Genomic DNA, 25,227 nt, shown 5'->3' with positions numbered 1-25,227 from the left:
GAGAAACGTCTTAAGCCCCCACGAGTTCGACGAGAACCGAGAGAGAAGAAGAGCATGACAACGACAGCACCCGCTGCCACGCCGACCGAGGAGGCGACGGCCCTCGGTCGCGTCGCGCGCGTCAACGGCCCCGTGGTCGACATCGAGTTTCCGCACGACTCGATTCCGGAGATCTACAACGCGCTGAAGACGACGATCACGATCGGTGACGAGTCGACGGTTCTGACTCTCGAGGTCGCTCAGCACCTCGGCGACGACCTCGTTCGCGCGATCGCTCTGAAGCCGACGGACGGCCTCGTCCGCGGCCAGGAGGTCAGCGACACGGGCGCGGCCATCTCGGTGCCCGTCGGCGATGTGACCAAGGGCAAGGTCTTCAACGTCATCGGCGAGGTGCTCAACGCTGAGCCCGGCGAGACGATCGAGATCACGGAGCGCTGGCCCATCCACCGCAAGCCCCCGGCGTTCGACCAGCTCGAGTCGAAGACCGAGCTCTTCGAGACCGGCATCAAGGTCATCGACCTGCTCACGCCGTACGTGCTCGGCGGCAAGATCGGCCTCTTCGGAGGTGCCGGCGTCGGCAAGACCGTGCTCATCCAGGAGATGATCCAGCGCGTCGCCTCCGACCACGGCGGTGTCTCGGTGTTCGCCGGTGTCGGCGAGCGCACCCGTGAGGGCAACGACCTCATCGCCGAGATGGAGGAGGCGGGCGTCTTCGACAAGACGGCCCTCGTCTTCGGCCAGATGGACGAGCCGCCGGGAACGCGTCTGCGTGTCGCCCTCTCGGCCCTCACGATGGCCGAGTACTTCCGCGATGTGCAGAACCAGGACGTCCTGCTCTTCATCGACAACATCTTCCGCTTCACCCAGGCCGGTTCCGAGGTGTCGACCCTTCTGGGCCGTATGCCCTCCGCCGTGGGCTACCAGCCGAACCTCGCCGACGAGATGGGTGTGCTCCAGGAGCGCATCACCTCGACGCGCGGACACTCGATCACCTCGCTGCAGGCGATCTACGTTCCCGCCGACGACTACACCGACCCGGCTCCCGCGACGACCTTCGCCCACCTGGATGCCACGACCGAGCTCTCCCGTGAGATCGCGTCGAAGGGCCTCTACCCGGCCGTCGACCCGCTGACCTCGACGAGCCGCATCCTCGACCCCCGCTACCTGGGCGAGGACCACTACCGCGTCGCGACCACGGTCAAGGCGATCCTGCAGAAGAACAAGGAGCTCCAGGAGATCATCGCGATCCTCGGTGTCGACGAGCTCTCCGAGGAAGACAAGATCACGGTGTCGCGTGCGCGCCGCATCCAGCAGTTCCTCTCGCAGAACACCTACATGGCGAAGAAGTTCACGGGTGTCGAGGGCTCGACCGTTCCGCTCAAGGACACGATCGAGTCGTTCGACGCGATCGCCAAGGGTGAGTTCGACCACGTCGCCGAGCAGGCCTTCTTCAACGTCGGCCCCATCTCCGACGTGGAAGAGAAGTGGGCTCAGATCCAGAAGGAGAACGGCTGATCATGGCCTCCTCTCCCCTCAAGGTGAGCGTCGTCTCGGCGGACCAGGAAGTCTGGTCCGGCGAGGCGGAGATGCTCGTCGCCCGCACCGTCGACGGCGAGATCGGCATCCTCTCCGGTCACGAGCCGGTTCTCGCGATCCTGGCGACCGGCGAGGTGCGTGTCACCCTGCCGGGTGGCGAGAAGATCACGGCGGAGGCCGAGGACGGCTTCCTCTCCGTCGAGAACAATGTCATCACGGTCGTGGCGCGGAACGCACACCTGGTCTAGCGGTCGGTGGCGGGCAAGGGGGGTCTGGTGACCGAGCGTCAGTTCGGTGACCTTCGTGTACCCGTGCTCATCGTGATGGCGGGGCTGCCCGGCTCGGGCAAGTCGACGCTCGCGGAGATCCTGGCGGGGCGCCTGGGCGCCCCCACGGTGTCGGTCGACCCGATCGAGTCGGCGATCCTGCGCGCAGGGATCGAGGCCGACCAGCCGACGGGTCTCGCCGCGTATCTCGTGGCCGAGACGATCGCCGAGAGCGTGCTCACCTCCGGGCGCACGGTCATCGTCGACGCGGTCAACGCCGTGGAGCCCGCGCGCCTGCAGTGGACGGCTCTCGCCGAACGCGCAGGGGTCAAACTGCGTGTCCTCGAGATCGTCTGCTCCGATCCGATGATTCACCGGGAGCGTCTCGACAAGCGCGTGCGCAACCTGCCGCACCTCGAGGAGGCCTCGTGGCGTGCGGTCGAGCAGAGCCTCGAAGACTACGAGGAGTGGACGGGCGCGAGCGCCGCCATGCCGCGGGTCACTATCGACACGGTGCGTCCGCTCGGCCAGAACGTCGAGGCCGCGCTCGCCTTCATCGAGGGCTGAGTGCTCGTACTGCTTCCGCCCTCCGAGACGAAGAGGGCCGGCGGTGATGGCCCGCCCCTCGACCTCTCCTCCCTGTCGTTCCCCGCGCTGACGGCTCGCCGCCGCGCAGCCGTCTCGGCCCTCGTGGAGCTGTCGCGCGACGAGGACGCCGCGGTCTCGGCCCTCAAACTCGGCCCCCGGCTCGTCGACGAGGTTGAGCGCAATCGCACTCTGCGGCGCACGGCGACGATGCCGGCGATCGATCGTTTCACGGGTGTGCTCTTCGACGCCCTGGATGCCGGAAGCCTCACCTCCGACGCCCGGGAGCTCGCCCGCACCTCCGTCGTCGTGCACTCGGCGCTGTTCGGGCTGCTCGGCGCGCTCGACCCGGTTCCCGCCTACCGTCTCTCGGCCGACTCGCGCCTGCGCCCCGGCCCTCGGGCGGCACCGCGTTCGCTGCTCTCGCACTGGGCGGCACCGGTCACGAAGGAGCTGGCGGCTGTCGGCGGCCCGATTCTCGACCTGCGGTCGGAGTCGTATGTGGCGCTGGGGCCCGTACCCGAGGGCGTCGAGTCCGCGTACGTGCGGGTCGTGACCGATACCGGGGACGGCTCGGGCACACGTCGTGCGCTCAATCACTTCAACAAGGCGGCGAAGGGACGGCTGGTGCGCGACTTCCTCATGAACGCTGTCGACTTTCCCAGCATCGATGCCTTACTCGACTGGGCCGCGCTGGCAGGATGGAATCTCCAGCGCACCTCGCCGGAGGAGCTCGAGCTCGTCGTGTAGCCGGCTCCGGTCACGGAACTCTCCCGAAGGACTCCACCCATGTCGCACGAAGGCGTCGCCGCGATCCTCGCGATCCTGCTCATCATCGGCCTGCTGAGCATCGTGCTCGTCATCGCCTCGTATCTGGTGATGTCGTGGTTCGTGGCCCGCGTCTTCGTGAAGGCCGGCATCCCGGCCTGGAAGGCCTGGGTGCCCGTGTACAGCAACTGGATTCTGCTGGAGCTCGGGCGCCAGCCCGGGTGGTGGTCGATCCTGCTGCTCGTGCCCTTCGTCAACTACGCGGCGATCGTCTTCGTCTGCATCGCCGTCTACCGGGTGAGCCAGGGCTTCGGCAAAGAGGCCGCGGGCTTCCTCGTGCTCTACATCTTCGTGCCGTGGGTGTGGGCGGGCATCATCGCCTTCGACGACTCCCGGTGGGAGCCGTGGCGCGTCCGGGCGTTCCTGCCGCCGCAGCCCGTGTGAACCGAGCCTGTGCGGGCTGGGCTGGTGTGGGCTGAGCCCGTCTGAGCTGAGCCGTGTGAGCTCAGGCCGCGCGGAAGCATCCTTCGACGTGGTCGTCGACCATGCCCGAGGACTGCATAAGCGCGTACATCGTGGTCGGCCCGACGAAGCGGTAGCCGAGCGCCCGAAGGGTCTTCGAGAGCGCCGTCGACTCGGGGGTGACGGCCGGGATCTCGGCGAACGAGGCGGGGCGCGACCGACCCGACGCGTCGGGGGCGAAGCTCCACATGAGCTCGGCGAGGCCCGACTCGAGCGCCCGGGTGACCCGTGCGTTGCCGATCGTCGCCTCGATCTTGCCGCGATGCCGGATGATGCTCGCATCGCTCAGCAGGCGCTCGACGTCGTCGTCGGTCATGGCCGCGACGCTCTCGACGTCGAAGTCGTGGAAGGCTCGGCGGAACGCCGGCCGACGACGCAGGATGGTGATCCAGGAGAGCCCGGCCTGGAAGCCCTCGAGGCACAGCTTCTCGAAGAGCTCCCGGTCGCCGTGGAGGGCGGTGCCCCACTCCTCGTCGTGGTAGCGCTCGTACTCGGCGTCGCCGTTCGCCCAGGCGCAGCGGGCGAGGCCGTCGGCGCCCACCGCGAGGCTCGGCTTGACGGGGACGGACGCGGCCGATGTCGCCGTTGGTAGTGGCGGCGGGGCTGTCGGCGGGGTCGTCGTCTCGGGTGCGCTCATGCGGCGAGCACGATTCCCTCGTGCTCGAGCAGCCAGAGCTTCGTGGGGATACCCTCGCCACCGCTGTAGCCCGTGATGCGCCCCGTCGACGAGAGCACCCGGTGGCAGCCCACGATGATGGGCAGGGGATTGGCGCCCACGGCGCCGCCGATCGCCCGGCCGGAGCCGGGTTTGCCGATGTCGTGGCCGAGCTCGCCGTAGGAGGTGTGCTCGCCCCAGCGGATCTCGTTCAGGCGGTTCCAGACGCTCTGCTGGAAGCTCGTGCCCCGCGCCTTGACGGGCAGGTCGAAGTCGTGGCGCTCACCGGCGAAGTACTCCTCGAGCTGCCGTGCGGCGAGCTCGAGCACGGGCACGGAGTCTTCGGGGATGCCGTCGAGGGGGAGCCGGCCGCCGCGCTCGATCGAGAGCGAGGTCACGTTGTCGCCGTCGCTGGTCAGCTCCAGGCGGCCGATGGGGCTCGGCACACGGATGAGGTATGGGGAGGTCGGAGGCGTGGATGTCGGTGTCATGATTCGACTGTAGTCGCGGCATCCGACACTGACTGGCGGAAATCGGACATATGGCCACCATGCCCTCGGGCGGTGCTCTGTGCAGGAGAGGTGGAGCCGCCCTGACTGTATGAAAACCATATGAGATGGCGCTCCAGTTTGCGGAGTGAGTGCTCACTCATTTAGGATCGTCCCGTGACACCCGAGACCCACAATCGTGCGCGACCGCTGTCGGTGGAAGACCGGCAGGCGATGATCATCGACGCCGCGACGCCGCTCGTCATCGCCCACGGGCGAGCCGTGACCTCCAAGCAGATCGCCGAGGCCGCGGGGATCGCCGAGGGCACGATCTTCCGTGCGTTCGGCGACAAGGACACGCTCATCCGGCGGGTCGTCGAGAACTACTTCGACCCGCAGCCGTTCCGCGACGGCCTGCGCGCGATCGACCTCGCACTGCCCCTCGAGCAGAAGATCGCCGCGATCGTGGTGCTCATGCGCGGACGCCTCGAGCACGTGTTCCGGATGGTCGCGGCGCTCGGCGCCGACGAACGGCCGACCGACGGGCAGCGACACGAGTACGCGCACATCATCGCCGAGCTGCTCGTGCCCGACCGCGACCGGCTGCGATGCCCGCCGTACCGGGTCGCCCAGATCATCCGCATGGTCGCGCTCGCCTCGGTGCTGCCGGGCATCGGCGAGACGATCCCGTTCGACGTCGACGACATCACCCAGATCATCCTCTACGGTGTCTCCGGCGAGCCGGATGCCGATCACGCCGGCCACGCGACCGCCGGCCACGCCCACGGCGCAGACGCCATCCTCCATTCCGCTCTCGACTCGGCTCTCGACTCGGCATTCCGCTCCGAGTGGGAGCCCACCGGCCCCACCACCCTCCCCGCCACCGACCCCGCTCAGACCTCGCAGAGATAGGACCCCTGTGCTCCCCACGATCCTCTCCAGATTCCTTCGGCCGCACTGGCCGCTGCTCGTGGCGGTCGTCGCGTTCCAGCTCGTGCAGTCGATGGCCTCGCTCTATCTGCCCACGCTCAACGCCGACATCATCGACAACGGCGTGGCGACCGGTGACACCGGGTACATCATGGGCGTCGGCGGCCTCATGCTGCTCATCACGCTCGTGCAGGTGGCGGCGGCGATCGCGGCCGTGTACTTCGGCGCGAAAGCCGCGATGAGGGTGGGCCGCGACATCCGCAGCTCGGTCTTCCACCACGTCAACGAGTTCTCGGAGCGCGAGGTCTCGCAGTTCGGGGCCCCCTCGCTCATCACCCGCACGACCAACGACGTGCAGCAGGTGCAGATCCTCGTGCTCATGACGTGCACGATGCTCGTCTCGGCGCCCATCCTCGCGGTCGGCGGCGTCGTGATGGCCCTGCAGCAAGACGTGAACCTCTCCTGGCTGCTCGCCGTGAGCGTTCCCGTGCTGCTCGTCGCCGTGGGCGGGATCATCATCCGCACGGTGCCCCTGTTCCGGAAGATGCAGGTGCGCATAGACACCGTCAACCGGGTGCTGCGCGAGCAGATCAGCGGCATCCGCGTGGTGCGCGCGTTCGTCCGCGAAGACCGCGAGACGCAGCGCTTCGCCGTCGCCAACGACGAGCTCACCGACACGGCGCTGCGGGTCGGGCGTCTCATGGCGCTGATGTTCCCGGTCGTGATGCTCGTGCTCAACGTCACGAGCGTGGCCGTGCTCTGGTTCGGCGCCTCCCAGATCGATGCCGGCACGATGGAGGTCGGCGCGCTGACCGCCTTCCTCAGCTACATCATGCAGATCCTCATGGCGGTCATGATGGCGACGTTCATGGCGATCCTCATCCCGCGCGCGGCCGTCTGCGCCGACCGCATCCATGAGGTGCTCGCGACCGAGACCTCGGTGCGGCCGCCCGCGAACCCGGTGAGCGACTTCGACACGAGCGGCGAGATCGACTTCCGCGATGTCGAGTTCAGCTACCCCGGCGCCGAGAAGCCCGTGCTCAGCGACATCGACTTCACGGTGGCGCCGGGCTCGACGACGGCGATCATCGGAAGCACCGGCTCGGGCAAGACGACGCTCGTGCACCTGCTGCCCCGGCTGTTCGACGCGACCAAGGGCAGGGTCGTCGTCGACGGCGTGGCCGTGGCGGATGCCGACCCCGACGCCCTCTGGGCCAGGATCGGCCTCGTGCCCCAGAAGCCCTACCTCTTCACCGGCACCGTCGAGAGCAACCTGCGCTACGGACGCCCGGATGCGAGCGAGGAGGAGCTCTGGCAGGCGCTCGAGACGGCGCAGGCCGCCGACTTCGTGCGCGCCATGCCGGACGGCCTCGACGCGCCGATCTCCCAGGGCGGGACCAACGTCTCGGGCGGGCAGCGGCAGCGGCTCGCGATCGCGCGGGCGCTCGTCAAGAAGCCGCAGATCTACATCTTCGACGACTCCTTCTCGGCGCTCGACCTGTCGACCGACGCCCGGCTGCGGGCGGCCCTGCGCAAGGATGTCGGCGACGCGACCCTCGTGATCGTCGCCCAGCGCGTCTCGACGATCGTCGACGCCGATCAGATCCTCGTGCTCGAAGACGGCCGCATCGTCGGCCGCGGAACCCACGAGGAGCTGCTCGAGGGCAACGAGACGTACAAAGAGATCGTCGAGTCCCAACTCACAGCGGAGGAAGCGGCATGAGCCAGACCACAACAGCCCGACCGCCCATGCGCCGCCCCGGCGGGGGCGGCCCCTTCGGCGGAGCAGGCATGCCCGCCCAGAAGTCGATGAACTTCGGCCCCTCGGCCAAGCGCCTGCTCGGGCGCCTGCGCCCGGAGCGGCTCAAGCTCGCTCTCGTGATCGCGCTCGGCGTCGTGAGCGTCGTGCTCACGGTGCTCGGGCCCAAACTGCTCGGCGACGCGACGAACGTCATCTTCTCGGGCGTCATCAGCGCGGGGCTGCCCTCGGGGGCCACCCAGCAGCAGGTCATCGACGAGCTGCGGCGCACGGGCGACGACTCTCGCGCCGACCTGCTGAGCGGCATGACGCTGACCCCGGGCCAGGGCATCGACTTCCACGCGCTCAGCATGATCCTCCTGTTCACGCTCTCGCTCTACGTGCTCGCCTCGATCTTCGGCTGGCTGCAGGCGCTCGTGCTCAACACGGTCACGCAGCGCACGATCTACCGCCTGCGCGAAGACGTCGAGGCGAAGATCAACCGCCTGCCTCTCAAGTACTTCGACTCCCTGCCGCGCGGCGAGGTGCTCAGCCGGGTGACGAACGACATCGACAACATCCAGCAGACGCTGCAGCAGTCGCTCAGCCAGATGCTCACCTCGATCCTCACCGTCATCGGCGTGCTCGTGATGATGTTCGTGACCTCGCCGCTGCTCGCCGTCATCGCCCTCGTGACGATCCCCGCGAGCATCGGCATCACGGTCGTCATCGCCAAGCGCTCGCAGAAGCTGTTCGTGCAGCAGTGGACGAGCACGGGCCACCTCAACGCCCGCATCGAGGAGGCCTACACGGGTCACGCCCTCGTCAAGGTCTTCGGCCGGCAGCGCGAGGTGCAGCAGCAGTTCGACACCCAGAACGACGACCTCTACCAGTCGAGCTTCGGCGCGCAGTTCGTGTCGGGCATCATCATGCCCGCCATGATGTTCGTCGGAAACCTCGTCTACGTCGTGATCGCGGTCGTCGGCGGCCTGCAGGTCGCGGCCGGCGCGATGAGCCTCGGCTCGGTGCAGGCCTTCATCCAGTACTCGCGCCAGTTCACCCAGCCGCTCACCCAGCTGGGCTCGATGGCGAACGTGCTGCAGTCGGGCGTCGCGTCGAGCGAGCGGGTGCACGAGCTGCTCGACGAGGAGGAGCAGAGCAAGGATCCGCGCGAGCCCCAGCGGCCGACATCCGTCTCGGGCCGTCTCGTCTTCGAGAACGTCTCGTTCCGCTATGAGCCGGAGAAGCCGCTCATCGACGATCTCAGCCTGACCGTCGAGCCCGGCCAGACGATCGCGATCGTGGGGCCGACGGGAGCGGGCAAGACGACGCTCGTCAACCTCATCATGCGGTTCTACGAGCTGAACTCGGGGCGCATCCTGCTCGACGGCGTCGACACCGCGACGATGACCCGGCGCGACCTGCGCTCGGCCACGGGCATGGTGCTGCAGGACACGTGGCTCTTCGCCGGCACGATCCGCGACAACATCGCCTACGGACGCCCCGACGCGACCGAGGACGAGATCCTGGATGCCGCGCGCGCGACGTTCGTGGACCGCTTCGTGCGCACGCTGCCCGACGGCTATGACACGCTGCTCGACGACGAGGCCTCGAACATCAGCGCGGGCGAGAAGCAGCTCGTCACGATCGCGCGGGCCTTCCTCGCGCGGCCCAACGTGCTCATCCTCGACGAGGCGACGAGCTCGGTCGACACCCGCACCGAGGTGCTCGTGCAGCAGGCCATGAACGCCTTGCGCGCCGACCGCACGAGCTTCGTGATCGCGCACCGGCTCTCGACGATCCGCGACGCCGACCGCATCCTCGTGATGGAGAACGGGAGCATCGTCGAGCAGGGCGACCACGAGGAGCTGCTCGAGGCGCGCGGCGCGTACTTCACGCTCTACAACGCGCAGTTCGCGGCCCCGGTCGACTGAGCCCGCCTCCTCGTCCCCCCTTCCCTTTTCCCTTCCCCTTCCCCTTCCCCTTGAACTTAAAACGACGGAGATTTCGCTGAAAGTGGGCCCTTTCGCGCCTCAACGTGCAGATTTTGGCGAAATCTCCGTCGTTTTGAGTAGGCCGTTGTGAGTGGGTGGTGGGTGGTGGGTGGTGGGTGGTGGGCGAAAAAAGTAGAAAGTAGGGGGGTAGCTAGAGGCGCGACCAGGCCTCCGTGAGCACGCCGCGCAGGATGCCCTCGATCTCGTCGAACTCGGCGGGGCCGACGGTGAGCGGCGGCGCGAGCTGGATGACGGGGTCGCCGCGGTCGTCGGCGCGGCAGTACAGCCCCGCCTCGAAGAGCGCCTTGGAGAGGAAGCCGCGCAGCAGGCGCTCCGACTCGTCGGCGTCGAAGGTGAGCTTCGTGGCCTTGTCCTTCACGAGCTCGATGCCGAAGAAATAGCCGTCGCCGCGCACGTCTCCCACGATCGGCAGGTCGAGCAGCCTCTCGAGCGAGGCGCGGAAGAGCGGCGAGTTCTCGCGCACGCGCTCGTTGAGCCCCTCCTCCTCGAAGATGTCGAGGTTGGCGAGGGCGACGGCCGCGGAGACCGGGTGGCCGCCGAAGGTGTAGCCGTGCGGGAAGCTCGCCTGGCCGTGCTTGAACGGCTCGTAGACCCTGTCGCTCACGATGGTCGCGCCGATGGGGGAGTAGCCGCTCGTCATGCCCTTCGCGCAGGTGATCATGTCGGGCACGTAGCCGTAGGCGTCGCAGGCGAACATCTCGCCGATGCGCCCGAAGGCGCAGATGACCTCGTCGCTCACGAGCAGCACCTCGTACTGGTCGCAGATCTCGCGCACACGCTGGAAGTAGCCGGGCGGGGGCGGGAAGCATCCGCCGCTGTTCTGCACGGGCTCGAGGAAGACGGCCGCGACGGTCTCGGGGCCCTCGAAGAGGATCATCTCCTCGATGCGGTTCGCCGCCCACAGCCCGAAGGCCTCCAGGTCGTCGGCGTGTTCGGGCGCGCGGTAGAAGTTCGTATTGGGCACACGGAAGCCGCCCGGCACGAGGGGCTCGAACATCTCCTTCATGGCGGGGATGCCCGTGATCGCGAGGGCCCCCTGCGGCGTGCCGTGATAGGCGACGGCACGCGAGATGACCTTGTGCTTGGCGGGGCGGCCCTGCAGCTTCCAGTAGTGCTTGGCGAGCTTGAACGCCGTCTCGACCGCCTCGCCGCCGCCCGTCGAGAAGAACACCCGGTCGAGGTCGCCGGGCGCGTAGCCGGCCAGGCGGTCGGCGAGCTCGATGGCGTTCGGATGCGCGTACGACCAGAGCGGGAAGAAGGCCAGCTCCTCCGCCTGTCTCGCCGCGACCTCGGCGAGACGCCTGCGCCCGTGGCCGGCGTTCACGACGAAGAGGCCGGAGAGGCCGTCGAAGTACCGCTTGCCCGTCGAGTCCCAGATGTGGTGGCCCTCGCCCCGGGTGATGATGGGCACGCCGCCGCCGTCCTCCATGACGGACTGGCGGGCGAAGTGCATCCAGAGATGGTCTTTGGCCTTCTGCTGCAGATCGGCGTCGTCGAACGAGGTGTTGAAGGTGTTATCGGATGACACGGTGCACCGTCCTATCTGGTTCCCCAGTTGTACAACTGCTTGTGGAGCTTGAGGTAGACGAACGTCTCGGTGGAGAGCACGCCCTCGAGGCTCCTGATCTCGGAGTTGAGCAGGGTGATGAGGTCTTCGTCGTTCTCGCAGACGACCTCGACGAGAATGTCGAAGGTGCCCGCGGTGAGCACGACGTAGTCGACGCTCGAGAGGGCCGCGAGCTTGTCGGCGACGACGCGGGTGTCACCGCCCACGCGCACCCCGATCATCGCCTGGCGGTAGAAGCCCAGCTGCATGGGGTCGGTCACGGCGACGATCTGCATAACACCCGACTCGGTGAGCTTCTGCACCCGCTGCCGCACGGCGGCCTCGCTCAGGCCGATCGTCTTGCCGATCTCGGCGTAGGAGCGTCGTCCGTCGGTCTGGAGCTGCTCGATGATGGCCTTCGATACGTCGTCGAGCTGCACGGGCTTCGTCTTGACGGTCATGGCTCGATTCTGTCAGCCGGGCAGTGCCCCGGCAAGCGATTCCGCATATGTTCAGCGGTTTTAGTGTCGAAATCGGTAGCCATGGCGCGGGATGAACTCGGTAGACTTCCGGCATGAGTGCTCGCGAGCTACGCAATTTCGTGAACGGGGAGTTCGTTGCGCCGGAGTCGACGCAGCGCTTCGACCTCATCGATCCCGCCACCGAGGAGGTCTACGCGACGTCGCCGATCTCCTCGGAGAAAGACGTCGAGAACGCCTACGAGGCAGCCTCGACGGCCTTCGAGGAGTGGGGCGACGCGACGCCCTCCGAGCGCCAGCTCGCCCTCTTCCGCATCGCCGACGCCATCGAGAAGAGGGCCGAGGAGTTCGCCGACATCGAGTCCCTCGACACGGGCAAGCCGCGCGCCTCGCTCGTCGACGACGAGATCATGCTCTCGGTCGACCAGATCCGCTTCTTCGCCGGCGCCGCGCGTGTGCTCGAGGGCCGGGCGAGCGCGGAGTACATGAAAGACCACACCTCCTCGATCCGCCGCGAGCCGATCGGCGTCATCGGCCAGGTGACCCCCTGGAACTACCCGCTCAACATGGCGGTCTGGAAGTTCGCGCCCGCGGTCGCGGCGGGCAACACGGTCGTGCTCAAGCCCTCCGACACGACCCCCTCGTCGACGCTGCTGCTCGCCGAGGTCGCGGCCGAGTTCCTGCCGAAGGGGGTGCTCAACGTTCTCACGGGCGATCGCGACACCGGCAGGCACATGGTCGAGAACCGCATCCCGCAGATGATCTCGATCACCGGCTCGGTGCGTGCGGGCATGGAGGTCGCGCGGTCGGCGGCGCACGATCTCAAGCGCGTGCACCTCGAGCTCGGCGGCAAGGCGCCCGTGATCGTGTTCGACGACGCCGACATCCCGCTCGCCGTGCAGGGCATCGTCGCCGCTGGCTACTTCAACGCGGGCCAGGACTGCACCGCCGCGACCCGGCTGCTCGTGCAGGAGGGCATCCACGACGAGTTCGTCGCGGCGCTCGCCGCCTACGCGCGCGACAACGCGAAGACGGGCGCGCCGAGCGACGACGGCATCCTCTTCGGCCCGGTCAACAACGCCGCCCAGCTCGAGCAGGTGAGCGGCTTCGTCGACCGGCTGCCCGACCACGCGAACGTCGAGCTCGGCGGTCGCCGCCAGGGCGAGCGGGGATACTTCTACGAGGCCACGATCGTCTCGGGTCTCCGACAGAACGACGAGGCGGTGCAGCACGAGATCTTCGGGCCGGTGATCACCGTGCAGAGGTTCAGCGACGAGGCGCAGGCCATGCGCTGGGCCAACGGCGTGCAGTACGGCCTCTCGTCGTCGGTCTGGACCCGCGACCACGGCCGCGCGATGCGGTTCGCGAAGGGCCTCGACTTCGGCTGCGTCTGGATCAACACGCACATCCCGCTCGTCGCCGAGATGCCGCACGGCGGTTTCAAGCACTCCGGATACGGCAAAGACCTCTCGATGTACGGTTTCGAGGACTACACGCGCGTCAAGCACGTGATGTCGTACATCGGAACGAACTAGCGCACGTGGCAGGCTTCGTCTCCTACTCCGCGGTCGACGGGGCGCCGTCGCCGTGGACGTTCGTCGTCGGCTCCACCTTCCTCGTCGCGGTGCCCTCCGGCGCTCCGTCGGCCGTCATCGAGGAGCTCTGGCGTCTCGCCCCGGTGCCGGAGGTCTCGGTCGAGACGCTCGTCTCGCGCCTGCCGCTCGGCGAGGGCGGGCTCGCATCCTTCGCCGTCGTGGCGGTCGAGGCGGATGTCGCGCCCGCGGCCGACGGCGCCGCGATCACCTCCGTCGTGCGCGGCGACGCCGTGCTCGACGTGTTCTCGGTGGGCGGTGTGCGCCGCTTCGACGACCGCGGGGTGCGCCCCTGGCTGCTCGCCGACTTCCACAACGTCACGAGCTTCGTCGTCGGAGGCTCGGCCGCCGCACCGCGGTCGTTCGCCCGATCGCTGCCCGGCGCGCTTCCGCTCGGCGTCGGAGTGGCCCGGGGGATGACGCTCGGCTGGTCGTTGTCGGCGAGCGAGGCCGACGACGACACGATCGTGAGCGCCGCACCCGCGCAGCCGGCCGAGCCCATCGCCGACGTCGACGACACGATCATCCGCCCACGACGGGCGCCGCTCGACGGGTTGCCGCCTGCGCCGGCTCCTGCTGCGGCCCCGACTCCTGCGCCGGCCCCGGCTCCTGCGTCCGCCGTGCCGCGGCCCGAGCCCCTGCCCGAGCTCGACGAGGACACGCTCGTGTCGGCGCGTGTGTCCGCGTCCGTTCCCGCCCCGGCATCCGCGGCTCCCGGGCCCGTCTCCGCTCCCGACATCGTCGAGGGCGACACGCTCATCCGGCCGAGATCGGTGCACCGCATCCGGGTCGGGGAGGAGCTCTACCCGCTCGACCAGGTGACCTTCATCGGGCGGCGGCCGAGCTCGCCGCGTATCACCGACGGGGTCATCCCGCGTCTCGTGACGGTGCCGTCGCCCACTCGCGAGGTGTCGAGCACCCACGTCGAGATCCGCCAGACCGGCGACAGCGTCGTCGTCACCGATCTGCGCTCGACCAACGGCACGACCGTGACGCTCCCGGGCTCCCGGCCGCAGCGTCTGCGGCAGGGCGAGTCGATCGTCGTCGTGCCGGGCGCACTCGTCTCCGTGGGCGACGGTACAATCGTGGAGATCCTGCCGGCCTCTCGGTAGACGTTCCCCCATTCCCCCCTGGAGGACACCGACTGTGACCCAGATCGGCCGTAGCGTGAGCAATCACACTGTCGTCGTCCCCGGACGAGACGACCTCGCGGTGACCCTCAGCTGGGCCGCCCGCACCGACACCGGGCACCGGCGTGCCGTCAACGAGGACAGCTTCCTCGCCCGTTCGCCCCTCTTCGCCGTCGCCGACGGCATGGGCGGGCACTCCGCGGGCGACTTCGCGAGCGCGGCCGTCGTCACGCGGCTCGCCGAGAACGTGGGGCACGACTACGTCGAGCCGGGCGGCATCGACAGGGCCCTGCGCGCCGCTGTCGACGACATCGGCAAGGGCGCCGGCGAGAGCGAGCTCGGAACGGGCACAACCGTCACGGGCATCGCGCTGACACTCATCGGCGGCACCCCGCAGTGGGTCGTCTTCAACATCGGCGACTCCCGGGTGTACCAGCTCGTCGAGGGGGTGCTCGAGCAGCTCACCGTCGACCACTCGGTCGTGCAGGAGCTCATCGACGCGGGTGCCATCCGCCCGGAGGACGCCGAGGGTCACCCGCACAGCAACGTCATCACGCGCTCCGTCGGGTTCAACGACGTGCCTGACCCCGACTTCCGGGTGCTGCCTGTCATCCCGGGCATGCGCATCCTGATCTGCTCCGACGGGCTCACGAAGGAGCTCACCGACTACGGCATCCGGCACTTCCTGGTCTCCAATCCGGATCCGGACGACGCCGCCGACCATCTCATCGACGCCGCGCTCGACAACGGCGGGCGCGACAACGTGACCGTCGTCGTCGTGGACGTCGAGGCCCAGCGCCCGACCGTCGAGACCCGTTCGGCGTCCCCGCGCCACTGAGCGGTTCACGTCGTGAATCATGCCGTTCGGCAAGCCCCCAACAGGGCGGTCACAGGAGTGTGTTCGAGTATTTAGACTTATTGAACGTTTTGCCTGGTCGTCGGTGGGGTGGACCGCTCGCCCGGGCAGCGTGATCCACGCACCACTCGCGACGCTCAGAGGATGAACGGGGGAGAAAGACATGGCACGACGCCTGCCCTCGACCCCGCCCAACCTGCCCGGATTCTCCTATCTGCACGTGCTCGGCTCGGGCGGCTTCGCCGACGTCTTCCTCTACGAGCAGAACATGCCCCGTCGTCAGGTGGCCGTCAAGGTCATGCTCTCGGAGCTCGTCGACAGCCACGTGCGGCAGATGTTCCAGGCCGAGGCGAACCTCATGGCGCAGCTGAGCTCGCATCCGTCGATCCTCACGGTCTTCGAGGCGAGCGTCGCCGCCGACGGCCGGCCCTATCTCGTTATGGAGTACTGCTCGGCCGGGCTCAGCCAGCGCTACCGGCGTGAGGCGATCCCCGTCTCCGAGGTGCTGCGGGTCGGCATCAAGATCGCGAGCGCCGTCGAGACCGCCCACCGCGCGGGAGTGCTGCACCGCGACATCAAGCCGTCGAACATCCTCGTGACCGCGTACGGGCATCCCGTGCTCTCCGACTTCGGCATCGCGTCGACCGTCGGCCAGAACGACTCGGCCGACTCGGTGGGCCTGTCGATCCCGTGGTCGGCCCCCGAGGTGCTGCTCGACGAGACCTCCGGAACGATCGCGAGCGAGGTGTGGTCGCTCGGCGCGACCGTCTACTCCCTGCTCGCCGGCCGCTCGCCCTTCGAGGTGGCGGGCCACGACAACACCTCGGCCGAGCTCATCTCGCGCATCCAGAAGGCGAAGCCCGCCCCGACCGGCCGTTCCGACGTGCCCGCGCGGCTCGAGCACGTGCTCGCCAAGGCGATGTCGAAGCGTCCGGACGCCCGGCCCGCCTCGGCCCTCGAGTTCATCCGCGAGCTGCAGGGCGTCGAGGTCGAGCTCGGGCTGCCGCAGACGCCCATCGAGGTCGCCGTCGACGACTGGGTGTCGGCGACCGAGGTCGACCCGCACGATCGCACGAGGATCACGGCCGTCTCGAGCGTCTCCGCCGGCCCGCCCCGACGCCGGCGTCGCGGCCAGACGGGGCCGCAGCCGCAGATCGCCGGGCAGACCGTCGCGGGCACGATTGTGCGCGAGGGGGGCGGCGAGCAATCGGAGCAGCCCGCGGCATCCGCCGGTCGTGGTGTGCGCGCCCTCGCCTGGTCGCTCGTGGCGCTCGCGGTCGTGGTGATCGGCCTCGGCGCGACCGCCCTCATCGTGCTCGTCGGCGACGACGCCGACGAGTCGATCCCCACCGTCTCGGCCATCTCGGGAACCGTCGAGGGCGGAACCGTGCTGTTCTCGTGGCAGGATCCGGGGCTGGCCCAGGGCGACACCTATCAGGTGCGCGCGAACGACGAGGAGCCGAGCACCCAGCGTGCGACGCAGTTCCAGGTGAACGCCCAGGGCGCCCAGCGGGTCTGCCTGACCGTCACCGTCAACCGCGACGGCAAGGCGGGCCCCTCGAGCAGTCCCAAGTGCGTCGATGTCGAGGACGAGCCGCTGCCGTGATCTCAGGATGGCTCGCCGCGCACAAGTCGCTCGTCGCCACGGCGACGAGCGGGTCGCTCGTGGCCGCGATCGTCGCGACCGTCGCTGTGGCCAGCGGCGGGTACACGGCCCAGCGGCTCGATCTCGGCGACGCCTCGGTGTGGGTTGTCAACGAGTCGAAGCAGGCGGTCGGCCGCGTCAACACCGAGGTGCTCGAGCTCAACAGCGTCGTGACCTCGGCGAGCAACGACATCGACGTGGTGCAAGACGGCGCGACCGTGCTCGTCGTCGACAGCGGCAACAGCACCGTCGAGATCGTGGATGCCGCGAGCTCCGAGATCGTGGAGAGCGTACCCCTCCCGCCCGACGACACACGACTCTTCCTCGCGGGCGACCGGGTCGTGATCTTCTCGGCCGGCTCGGTCTGGATCGAGTCCGTCGACACCCTGTCGTCGTTCGACGCCGGCTCCGACCCCACGCTCTCCTTCGACCCCGACTCGGTCGCGAGCGTCGACCCGGAGGGCGCGCTCGTGGTGTGGTCGCCGTCGGCCGGCGAGGTGTACCGCGTCGACGCGCAGGACTCCGACGAGGTCTCGTCGACCGACAGCCTCGAGGGCATCGAGGGCGCCGACGCCCAGGTGACCTCGGTGGGCGGGCGATGGGCAGCGCTCGACGGCACGGCGCGCGTGCTGCACCTCGACGGGGCGAGCGTCGACCTCTCCGGCCTCATCCCCTCGACGGCGCAGGCGGTCGTGCAGCAGCCGTCTGCGCACGGCGACACGGTCGTCGTCGCCTATGACGGCGGAGCCGTCGAGGTGCCGCTCGCCGGGGGCGAGCCCCGGCCGATCGTCGAGGGGCGCTCGGGTGCCGCGGCTGCGCCCACGGTGCTCGGCGACTGTCTCTACGCGGCATGGTCCGACGGCTCGGCGTGGCAGCGCTGCGGTGACGGCGACGGTGACGGCGACGGGATCCCGAGCGAGATCGAGGGCATGCCCGCGAACCCCGCACTGAGCTTCAGGATCAACGGCGACCGCGTGGTGCTCAACGACAGCCGTGGCGGGGCGTCCTGGGCTGTGCAGAGCGCGGGCGAGCGCATCGACAACTGGGACGACCTCATCGAGCAGCAGCAGGACCAGCAGCAGGTCGAGGAGAACGACCTCGACACGCCTCCCGAATACGACAAGACCCAGGCCCCGCCCGTCGCCGTCGACGACGAGTTCGGCGCCCGCCCGGGGCGCACGACCGTGCTGCCCGTTCTGCTCAACGACTACGACCCCAACGGCGACGTGCTCGTGGTCGCCCAGACGAGCGGCGTGCCCGTCGAGCTCGGAACACTCGACCTCATCAACGACAAGCAGCAGGTGCAGCTGACCCTGCCCGGCACGGCGAGCGGCCAGCTGAGCTTCGACTACACGATCACCGACGGCCGAGGCGGGAGCGCCACCGCGACCGTCGTCGTCACGGTGCGCGAGCCGGGCGAGAACTCGCCGCCGCAGCAGCTGCGCACCACGAAGACGCTCGTGCAGGCGGGCGGGCGCGTCACCGCGCAGGTGCTCAGCGACTGGATCGACCCCGACGGCGATCCCTTCTACCTCACGGCCGCGAGCGCGGGCGAGACGGACTCGGTGAGCTACAAGCCGGAGGGCACCGTGGTGTTCACCGACGGGGGCGGGGGCGGTGAGCGGCGCGAGGTCGCACTCACGGCGTCGGACGGCACGGCGGAGGGCAGCGGCATCCTCGTCGTCACGGTGCAGCCGGCGGGCGAGGTGCCCATCATCGTCGAGGCCTTCGAGGCGAACGCCTACACGGGCCAGGAGATCGAGATCGCACCCCTCGCCCACGTGCGCGGCGGCACCGGGACGGTGCGCCTGAGCAGCGTCCCGGCCAAACCCGGCGTGACGGTCGTGCCCGACTACGACGGCGGCACCTTCCGGTTCGTCGCCGCAGCCGAGGGCGAGTACTACATCGACTTCGCCGTGACCGACGGCGCCATCACCGCCAACGGCAAGGTGCGGGTGAGTGTCGAGGACCGTCTCGACGAGAACGACAAGCCCGTGACCGTGCCGCACACCGCCTACATCCGTGAGCAGTCGGTGGCGACCGTCGACGTGCTCGCGGGCGACTTCGACCCGGCCGGGGGAGTTCTGCTCATCACGGGCGTCATGAACGTGCCCGAGACCTCGGGGCTGCGCGTCGAGGTGCTCGAGCAGCGCATCCTGCGGGTCACCCTCAGCAAGCCGCTCGACGCGCCCGTGAGCTTCACCTACCGCGTGAGCAACGGGCTCGCCGAGGCGGAGGGCACCGTCACCATCATCCAGATCCCGCAGCCGGCGCACCGGCAGGCCCCGATCGCGAACCCCGACTCGATCTCGGTGCGGGTGGGCGACTCCGTCGACGTGCCCGTGCTCGCCAACGACGAGCACCCCGACAACGACCCGCTCACCCTGAGCCCGGAGCTCAGCACGCCTCTGCCGCAGGGGGCCGGGCTGCTCTTCACCTCGGGCAATCGCCTGCGCTACCTCGCCCCCGACACGGCGGGCAACTTCACGGCCGTCTACCGAGTGAGCGGGCCCGACGGGCAGTTCGCGAACGCCGAGGTGCGCATCGCGGTGCGCGAGGCGGATGCCGCGACCAACAACCCGCCCGTGCCGAAGACCGTCATCGCCCGTGTGCTGGCCGGCGAGACCGTGCGCATCCCCGTGCCGCTCTCGGGTATCGACCCGGACGGCGACTCCGTGCAGCTGCTGGGCCAGGAGACCTCGCCCGAGAAGGGCGCGGTGACCGAGGTCGGCCCCGACTGGATCGAGTACGAGGCGGGGGAGTACTCGGCGGGCACCGACACCTTCAGCTACACGGTCGTCGACGGGCTGGGCGCCCGGGCGACGGGAACCGTGCGAGTCGGCATCAGCGCACGGATGGAGGGCGCCCGCAACCCGATCGCGACCGCCGACGAGGCCTCGGTGCGCCCGGGCAACACGGTCTCGGTGCAGGTGCTCGACAACGACTCGGATCCCGACAACGGCGCGCTGAGCGTCACCTCCGTCGAGCCCACGACCCCCGGGATCACCGCCGAGATCGAGGACGACGTCGTGCGCGTGACCGCGCCGGAGGCCGAGGGCCGCTACGGCCTCATCTACGAGATCCAGAACGAGCGCGGCGGCACGAGCTCCAACTTCGTGACCGTGATCGTGCGCGCCGACGCGCCGCTCGCCCGCCCGGTCGCGAGCGACACCGTGCTCACACTCTCCGACGTGCTCGACCGCGAGACGGTCGACGTCGACGTGCTCGCCAACGTGTTCTTCGCCGACGGCTCGCCGCGCAGCCTCGACCTCTCGGTGCTGCCCGGCTACTCCACGGCCGTCGTCACGGGCGACAAGCGTGTGCGCGTGACGATCGGCGACGAGAGCCAGATCATCCCCTTCGCGGTCGCCCACCCCGACGACCCGCAGGTCACGGCGTTCGCGTTCATCCGGGTTCCCGGCTACGACGACGCCCTGCCGCAGCTGCGCAAGGGCGTCTCCCGGCTGACGATCCCGAGCGAGAGCACGCTCACGATCGACATCAACAAGTACGTCGTCGCGGTCGGCGGCGACACGGTGCGCCTGACCGATGCCAACAAGGTGCAGGCCACGCATTCGAACGGCGGGGAGCTCGTGGCCGACGAGGGCACGCTGAGGTTCACGAGCGCGGACAAGTACTACGGCCCGGCATCCATCTCGTTCGAGGTCACCGACGGCGACTCGGCCGACGATCCCGACGGCCGCACGGCGACGCTCGTGCTGCCCATCACCGTGACGCCGCGCGAGAATCAGCCGCCGGCCTTCAGCGGCGGCGTCATCGACTTCGAGCCGGGCGAGCAGAAGACCATCGAGCTCACCAAGCTCACGAGCTACCCGTACCCCGACGACCTCGACGAGCTCGCCTACTCGATCCTCGACCCCACGCCCGCGGGCTTCACCTGGTCGCTCGACGGCCAGCGGCTCACCCTGCGCGCCGAGGAGAGCACTCCCAAGAACACGCGCACCGCGATGACCCTCGGCGTACGGGACGGCATCAACGAGGGCAAGGCCGGCCGGATCGATCTGCGGGTCGTGCCCTCGACCCGGCCGCTCGCCGTGCCGGCCTCCGACAGCCAGATCGCGCCGCGCGGGCGGACGACGACGATCGCGGTGCTCGCCAACGACAGCGCGACCAACCCCTTCCCCGACACCCCGCTCACGGTCAACGCGGTGCGCGGCCTCGACGCCGCCGGGCTGCCGGCCGGGGTGCGGGTCGTGCCGAGCGCCGACAAGAGCACCCTCGCGGTCACGGTCTCTCCGGACGCCGTCGCGGCCGATACCAACCTGCAGTACCAGGTCGCCGACGCGACCGGGGATCCCGACCGCTTCGCATGGGGCACCGTGCGCATCTCGGTGCAAGACAGGCCGGAGCCGATCTCCAATCTGCGGGTGACCGGGTACGCCGACCGCCAGGTGACGATCGCCTTCACCGCGGGCGCCGCGAACAACTCGCCGATCGAGGGATACGAGGTGGCCGTCCTCCGTCGCGACAGCGGGCAGCTCGTGAGCACGACGACGTGCCAGGCGACGACCTGCCCCATCGCGACCCCCGGCAACGGCGAGGGCAACGCGGTGCGCTTCGAGGTGCGCGCGAAGAACGGCATCGGGCTCTCGGACCCCGTCTCGCTCGCCGACGCGATCTGGTCGGACATCGTGCCCGAGGAGGCCACGGGGCTGCGCGGTGACCCGCTCGACGGCGGCCTGCGGCTCAGCTGGAACGCCGTGCCGGCACCGGCGGGCGCGAGCCCGGTGAACGTCTACGTGCTGAGCCTCAACGGCTCGCCCATCGACTCCGTCGCTCCGAGCCGCTGCGCCGAGCGGTGCTCGGTGGATGTCGGCGGGCTGCAGAACGGGGCGAGCGCGACCTTCACGGTGAGCGCCCGCAACGAGGCATTCCCGGCGTTCTCGGTGTGGAAGACGGCCTCGGGCAGCGGAACGCCGTTCGGGCCGCCGAAGCCGGGCAGCCTGAGTGCGAGCGCGAACTACGGCTCCGACTCGGTGACGCTCAGCTGGAGCGGCTTCGACCCCAACGGCGACCCCATGATCGGCTACTACGCCCAGCGTCTCTCGGGCGGCAGCGTTCCCTCGGGCGCGCAGGCCTGCGCCGTGAGCTCGCCGGCCCCCGGCACGGTGAGGCCGCCCGCGCAGGGCGGATCCGTGCTCGACCAGAAGACGAGCGGGCGGGGCAACGGCGGCTCGGTCACCTTCGACGGCCTGGGGCAGGACGACGCCACCTACTACTTCGTCGTCTGGGGGTACAACCGCTCAGGCTGCACCGCCACGAGCGTCGCCACGCAGGTGACGCGGCCGACCTCGGGCCCCATCCGGGAGGCCGACGGCCAGCTGGTGCCGCGCGGCAAGACCCTCGAGTTCCGCCTCGACCGGCTCTCGCCCTCGGCCGACAGCTACCAGATCCGCAGGGTCGGCCAGACCGGCAGCGGGGTCACGGTGGGCGAGGGCTCGTTCCCGCGCGAGCTGCTGGGCGTCGGCTACGGCGAGCAGTTCCAGTTCGAGATCCGCGGATGCCGCAACTTCGTCGTCGACATCTGCTCGCAGACCTGGTCGGGGCCCTTCTCCGCCCCGGCGTCCTACACCTTCGAGCCCGACGGCCTGCGCTACGCCTACACGATCGACGGGGCGACGGGCGTCGGCACGGCCACCTGGTCGTGGACGGGCGACCCGGGCAACGGAGCGGCCGTTCCCGGCTACAGTTGCGGTGTCGACGGCGAGGAGGCCACGGGCAGTGCGACCGCGACATCCTGCGTGCTGACCGTCGCCCCGTTGCCGCCCGAGCCGAACGATCCGCCCGATCCCGCAGACCCCGCCGACCCGAACACCGATCCGAACGAGGAGCCGCCGACGGAGACCGAGCCCGTGCCGGCCCCGGAGCCGCGCACCTGGTTCGATGTGAGGATCGACGGCCACACCTACCGCTACTACACCCCCGACACTGGAGAGCACCTCTAATGCCCACGACCTCAGTGCCCAACTCGGTGCCCACGAACTCTGCGCCTCCGACCCCCGCGTCCATGACCTCGGAGCAGGCGAGCTGGTTCGCAGACGTGTTCGAGCGCCTCGTGACGGGGGTCGAGGCCGTGCTGCTCGGCAAGAACCACGTCATCCGGCTCTCGTTCGCGGCGCTTCTGAGCGAAGGCCACCTGCTGCTCGAAGACGTGCCGGGCACGGGCAAGACCTCGCTCGCGCGCGCCATGGCGCAGAGCGTGCAGGGCACGACGAGCCGGGTGCAGTTCACCCCCGACCTGCTGCCGGGCGACATCACGGGCGTGAGCATCTACGACCAGCGCAGCTCGGCCTTCGAGTTCCACAAGGGCCCCGTCTTCGCGAACATCGTGCTCGCCGACGAGATCAACCGGGCCAGCCCGAAGACCCAGTCCGCCCTCCTCGAGGTCATGGAGGAGGGGCGCGTCACGGTCGACGGACACTCGCACCCGGTCGGCAAGCCGTTTATGGTCATCGCGACCCAGAACCCCATCGAGCAGGCCGGCACCTACCGGCTGCCGGAGGCCCAGCTCGACCGCTTCCTGCTGCGCACCTCGATCGGCTACCCCGACCACGACTCGACCATCAAGATCCTCGAGGGCTCGGTGCGCAGCGCCCACGACATCGTGGTGCCCGCGATCATCCCCGCGGCGACCGTCGTCGAGATGGCGGGCATGGCCAAGACCGTGCACGTCGACCCGACCATCAACGACTACGTCGCGCGCCTCGTCGAGGCGAGCCGGCAGGCCACCGAGGTGAGGCTCGGCGCGAGCGTGCGCGGCGCCCTCGCGCTCATCCGCACGGCGAAGACGCTCGCCGCCTCGAACGGACGGCACTACGTCGTGCCCGACGACGTCAAGGCGCTCGCCGAGCCCGTGCTCGCCCACCGGCTGGTGCTCGACCCCGAGGCCGAGTTCGACGGGGCCACGGCCTCCGGCATCGTCGCCCAGATCCTCATCGAGACCCCGCCGCCCAGCGAACGGCCGGCCGGGTGAGCTCGCGCAGCGACGCCGCCTCGCGCAAGGATGCCGCACCCCGCAAGGACACCGCCTCCCGCGCCGCGAAGACCTCGGCGGGCTCGCGGGGCGGGTCGACGCGGTCGCGCACCGCCGGCCGCTTCGACACGGGGTTCTCGACCTCCACCTCGATGCCGAGCAACGCCCGCACCCGCATCGTCGGCGCGCGCGACGGGGTGCTCGCCGACGCGATCGTCGCCGTCGTGCGCACGAGCCGGAAGGTCGGCGCCGCCCTCGCGACGGCGGCCCGCGCGGTCGGCTCCGTCGTCACCGCGCTCGGCTGGGCGATCCTCGCCGTTCTCGTGCTGGGCTTCGCCGCGGGCTTCGGTCTCGGCTGGATCGAGGTGCTCGCGATCGCCTGGACGGCGCTGGCCCTCGTTCTCCTCGCCCTCTTCTTCCTGATCGGGCGCTCGGGCTACGAGATCTCGCTGCGTATGCCCACCGAGCGAGTCGTCGTCGGCGAGACGGCCGCGGCCGAGATCGTCGTCACCAACCCCTCGCGTCGTCGTGCCACGGGCGTCACGATCGAGATCCCGGTGGGCGAGGGGCTCGCCGAGTTCGCGATGCCGAGCCTCGCCGGCGGGGCCGAGTACTCCGACGTCTTTCTCGTGCCGACCTCGCACCGCGGCGTCATCCCCATCGGCCCCGTGCGCACCGTGCGCGGCGACCCGGTCGGGCTGCTGCGTCGCGAGCTCGTCTGGGAGGTCGCCCACGACCTCTACGTGCACCCGCGCACGATCTCGATCCCGAGCACGAGCACGGGGCTGCTGCGCGACCTCGAGGGCAGCTCGACGCGCGACGTGACGAGCAACGACATGTCGTTCCACGCCCTCAGGGAGTACCTGCCCGGAGACGAGCGCCGCAACATCCACTGGAAGAGCACGGCGCGCACGGGAACCTACATGGTGCGCCAGTTCGAGGAGACCCGCCGCAGCCACCTCATCGTCGCGCTCAGCCTCTCGAACGGCGACTTCGCGAGCGACGAGGAGTTCGAGCTCGCCGTGAGCGTCGCCGGCTCGCTCGGGGTGCGCGCCATCCGCGACTCGCGCACCCTCGCCGTCGTGGTGAGCGAGAAGACGCCGGAGTTCGCCAAGCGCACGGTCTTCGCGCTCAAGCCGCTGCGCACCATGAGCCGCACGAGCCTGCTCGACGACCTGAGCCTCGTCGAGTCCGACGACACGGCGCTCCCGCTCGCCGACCTCGCGCGGGTCGCGGCCGACGACGTGGCGGGGGTGTCCGTCGCCTTCCTCGTCTGCGGGTCGACGGTCACGGGCGCCCAGCTGCGTGCGGCATCCATGCGCTTCCCGCTCGGCGTCGAGGTGGTCGCCGTCGTCTGCGACCCGGGCATCACGCCGAGCCTGCGCCGCATCGCCGAGCTGAGCGTCGTGACCATCGGCTACCTCGAAGACCTGCAGAAGTCCCTCGCGAGGGCAGCGGCCGTATGACCGCGTTGCGCCCGCG

Annotated in this window: 19 protein-coding genes; 15 read left to right on the top strand and 4 right to left on the bottom strand. The window is 69.6% G+C overall.

Annotated elements, in window-relative coordinates; genetic code table 11:
• Positions 1–54: 54 nt before the first annotated feature.
• Genes atpD through CLV54_RS12470 form a run of 5 tightly spaced genes read left to right on the top strand, consistent with a single transcriptional unit; the run spans position 55 to position 3,599 of the window.
• The gene (gene atpD, locus CLV54_RS12490) at positions 55–1,515 is read left to right on the top strand and encodes a F0F1 ATP synthase subunit beta (protein WP_100345304.1); all 1,461 of its coding nucleotides are present in this window, start codon (positions 55–57) and stop codon (positions 1,513–1,515) included.
• Positions 1,516–1,517: 2 nt separating this feature from the next.
• Positions 1,518–1,784, top strand: a complete 267-nt coding sequence (locus CLV54_RS12485; protein WP_100345303.1) for a F0F1 ATP synthase subunit epsilon — start codon at positions 1,518–1,520, stop codon at positions 1,782–1,784.
• 27 nt (positions 1,785–1,811) lie between these two features.
• Positions 1,812–2,369: a P-loop nucleotide/nucleoside kinase family protein gene (locus CLV54_RS12480; RefSeq protein ID WP_245861687.1), complete on the top strand. Its 558-nt coding sequence runs from the start codon at positions 1,812–1,814 to the stop codon at positions 2,367–2,369.
• Positions 2,370–3,137: a YaaA family protein gene (locus CLV54_RS12475; RefSeq protein ID WP_100345301.1), complete on the top strand. Its 768-nt coding sequence runs from the start codon at positions 2,370–2,372 to the stop codon at positions 3,135–3,137.
• A 39-nt stretch (positions 3,138–3,176) separates the two neighbouring features.
• Positions 3,177–3,599: a DUF5684 domain-containing protein gene (locus CLV54_RS12470; protein WP_100345300.1), complete on the top strand. Its 423-nt coding sequence runs from the start codon at positions 3,177–3,179 to the stop codon at positions 3,597–3,599.
• A 61-nt stretch (positions 3,600–3,660) separates the two neighbouring features.
• Here the strand turns inward: CLV54_RS12470 and CLV54_RS12465 are convergent, their stop codons facing one another.
• Complete coding sequence (locus CLV54_RS12465; protein WP_100345299.1) at positions 3,661–4,314, bottom strand: DNA-3-methyladenine glycosylase I; 654 nt, start codon at positions 4,312–4,314, stop codon at positions 3,661–3,663.
• Positions 4,311–4,823, bottom strand: coding sequence for a methylated-DNA--[protein]-cysteine S-methyltransferase (locus CLV54_RS12460; protein WP_100345298.1), 513 nt, complete (start codon positions 4,821–4,823; stop codon positions 4,311–4,313). Before CLV54_RS12460 ends, CLV54_RS12465 begins: the two co-directional genes overlap by 4 nt.
• Positions 4,824–4,997: 174 nt before the next feature.
• Between CLV54_RS12460 and CLV54_RS12455 the strand changes: the two genes are divergently transcribed.
• From CLV54_RS12455 to CLV54_RS12445, 3 genes are read left to right on the top strand one after another with little or no spacing between them, the layout of a single operon-like run.
• Positions 4,998–5,732, top strand: coding sequence for a TetR/AcrR family transcriptional regulator (locus CLV54_RS12455; protein ID WP_245861686.1), 735 nt, complete (start codon positions 4,998–5,000; stop codon positions 5,730–5,732).
• Between the two features lie 7 nt (positions 5,733–5,739).
• The gene (locus tag CLV54_RS12450) at positions 5,740–7,473 is read left to right on the top strand and encodes an ABC transporter ATP-binding protein (RefSeq protein WP_100345297.1); all 1,734 of its coding nucleotides are present in this window, start codon (positions 5,740–5,742) and stop codon (positions 7,471–7,473) included.
• Complete coding sequence (locus CLV54_RS12445; RefSeq protein ID WP_100345296.1) at positions 7,470–9,422, top strand: ABC transporter ATP-binding protein; 1,953 nt, start codon at positions 7,470–7,472, stop codon at positions 9,420–9,422. Before CLV54_RS12450 ends, CLV54_RS12445 begins: the two co-directional genes overlap by 4 nt.
• Before the next feature lie 211 nt (positions 9,423–9,633).
• On the opposite strand, the gene CLV54_RS12440 is transcribed toward CLV54_RS12445, so the two are convergent.
• The gene (locus CLV54_RS12440; protein ID WP_281258177.1) at positions 9,634–11,031 is read right to left on the bottom strand and encodes an aspartate aminotransferase family protein; all 1,398 of its coding nucleotides are present in this window, start codon (positions 11,029–11,031) and stop codon (positions 9,634–9,636) included.
• An 11-nt stretch (positions 11,032–11,042) separates the two neighbouring features.
• Positions 11,043–11,510: an Lrp/AsnC family transcriptional regulator gene (locus CLV54_RS12435; protein WP_100345294.1), complete on the bottom strand. Its 468-nt coding sequence runs from the start codon at positions 11,508–11,510 to the stop codon at positions 11,043–11,045.
• Positions 11,511–11,623: 113 nt separating this feature from the next.
• On the opposite strand from CLV54_RS12435, the gene CLV54_RS12430 reads away from it, so the two are divergent.
• The 7 genes from CLV54_RS12430 to CLV54_RS12400 all read left to right on the top strand — a co-directional run bounded on the left by CLV54_RS12430 (position 11,624) and on the right by CLV54_RS12400 (position 25,211).
• Positions 11,624–13,063 carry a gamma-aminobutyraldehyde dehydrogenase gene (locus CLV54_RS12430; RefSeq protein WP_100345293.1) on the top strand — a complete coding sequence of 480 codons (1,440 nt, stop codon included), beginning with the start codon at positions 11,624–11,626 and terminating at the stop codon, positions 13,061–13,063.
• 5 nt (positions 13,064–13,068) lie between these two features.
• Positions 13,069–14,232, top strand: coding sequence for an FHA domain-containing protein (locus CLV54_RS17965; protein ID WP_245861685.1), 1,164 nt, complete (start codon positions 13,069–13,071; stop codon positions 14,230–14,232).
• Between the two features lie 55 nt (positions 14,233–14,287).
• A complete protein-coding gene (locus CLV54_RS12420) occupies positions 14,288–15,088 on the top strand; it encodes a PP2C family protein-serine/threonine phosphatase (protein ID WP_245861683.1) in 801 nt (266 codons plus the stop codon).
• A 181-nt stretch (positions 15,089–15,269) separates the two neighbouring features.
• Entirely contained in the window at positions 15,270–16,712 is a 1,443-nt protein-coding gene (locus CLV54_RS12415; RefSeq protein ID WP_100345291.1) for a serine/threonine-protein kinase, read from the top strand.
• Positions 16,709–22,717, top strand: a complete 6,009-nt coding sequence (locus tag CLV54_RS12410) for an Ig-like domain-containing protein (protein WP_100345290.1) — start codon at positions 16,709–16,711, stop codon at positions 22,715–22,717. Before CLV54_RS12415 ends, CLV54_RS12410 begins: the two co-directional genes overlap by 4 nt.
• Positions 22,717–23,745 carry an AAA family ATPase gene (locus CLV54_RS12405; protein WP_245861681.1) on the top strand — a complete coding sequence of 343 codons (1,029 nt, stop codon included), beginning with the start codon at positions 22,717–22,719 and terminating at the stop codon, positions 23,743–23,745. Before CLV54_RS12410 ends, CLV54_RS12405 begins: the two co-directional genes overlap by 1 nt.
• Complete coding sequence (locus CLV54_RS12400) at positions 23,742–25,211, top strand: DUF58 domain-containing protein (RefSeq protein ID WP_245861680.1); 1,470 nt, start codon at positions 23,742–23,744, stop codon at positions 25,209–25,211. Before CLV54_RS12405 ends, CLV54_RS12400 begins: the two co-directional genes overlap by 4 nt.
• Positions 25,212–25,227: the final 16 nt, after the last annotated feature.

The organism is Compostimonas suwonensis (genome assembly GCF_002797855.1).
Taxonomy (GTDB): Bacteria; Actinomycetota; Actinomycetes; order Actinomycetales; family Microbacteriaceae; genus Compostimonas; species Compostimonas suwonensis.
Note: the sequence above shows the minus strand (reverse complement) of the source record. Positions and strands in the feature narration are given on the sequence as shown.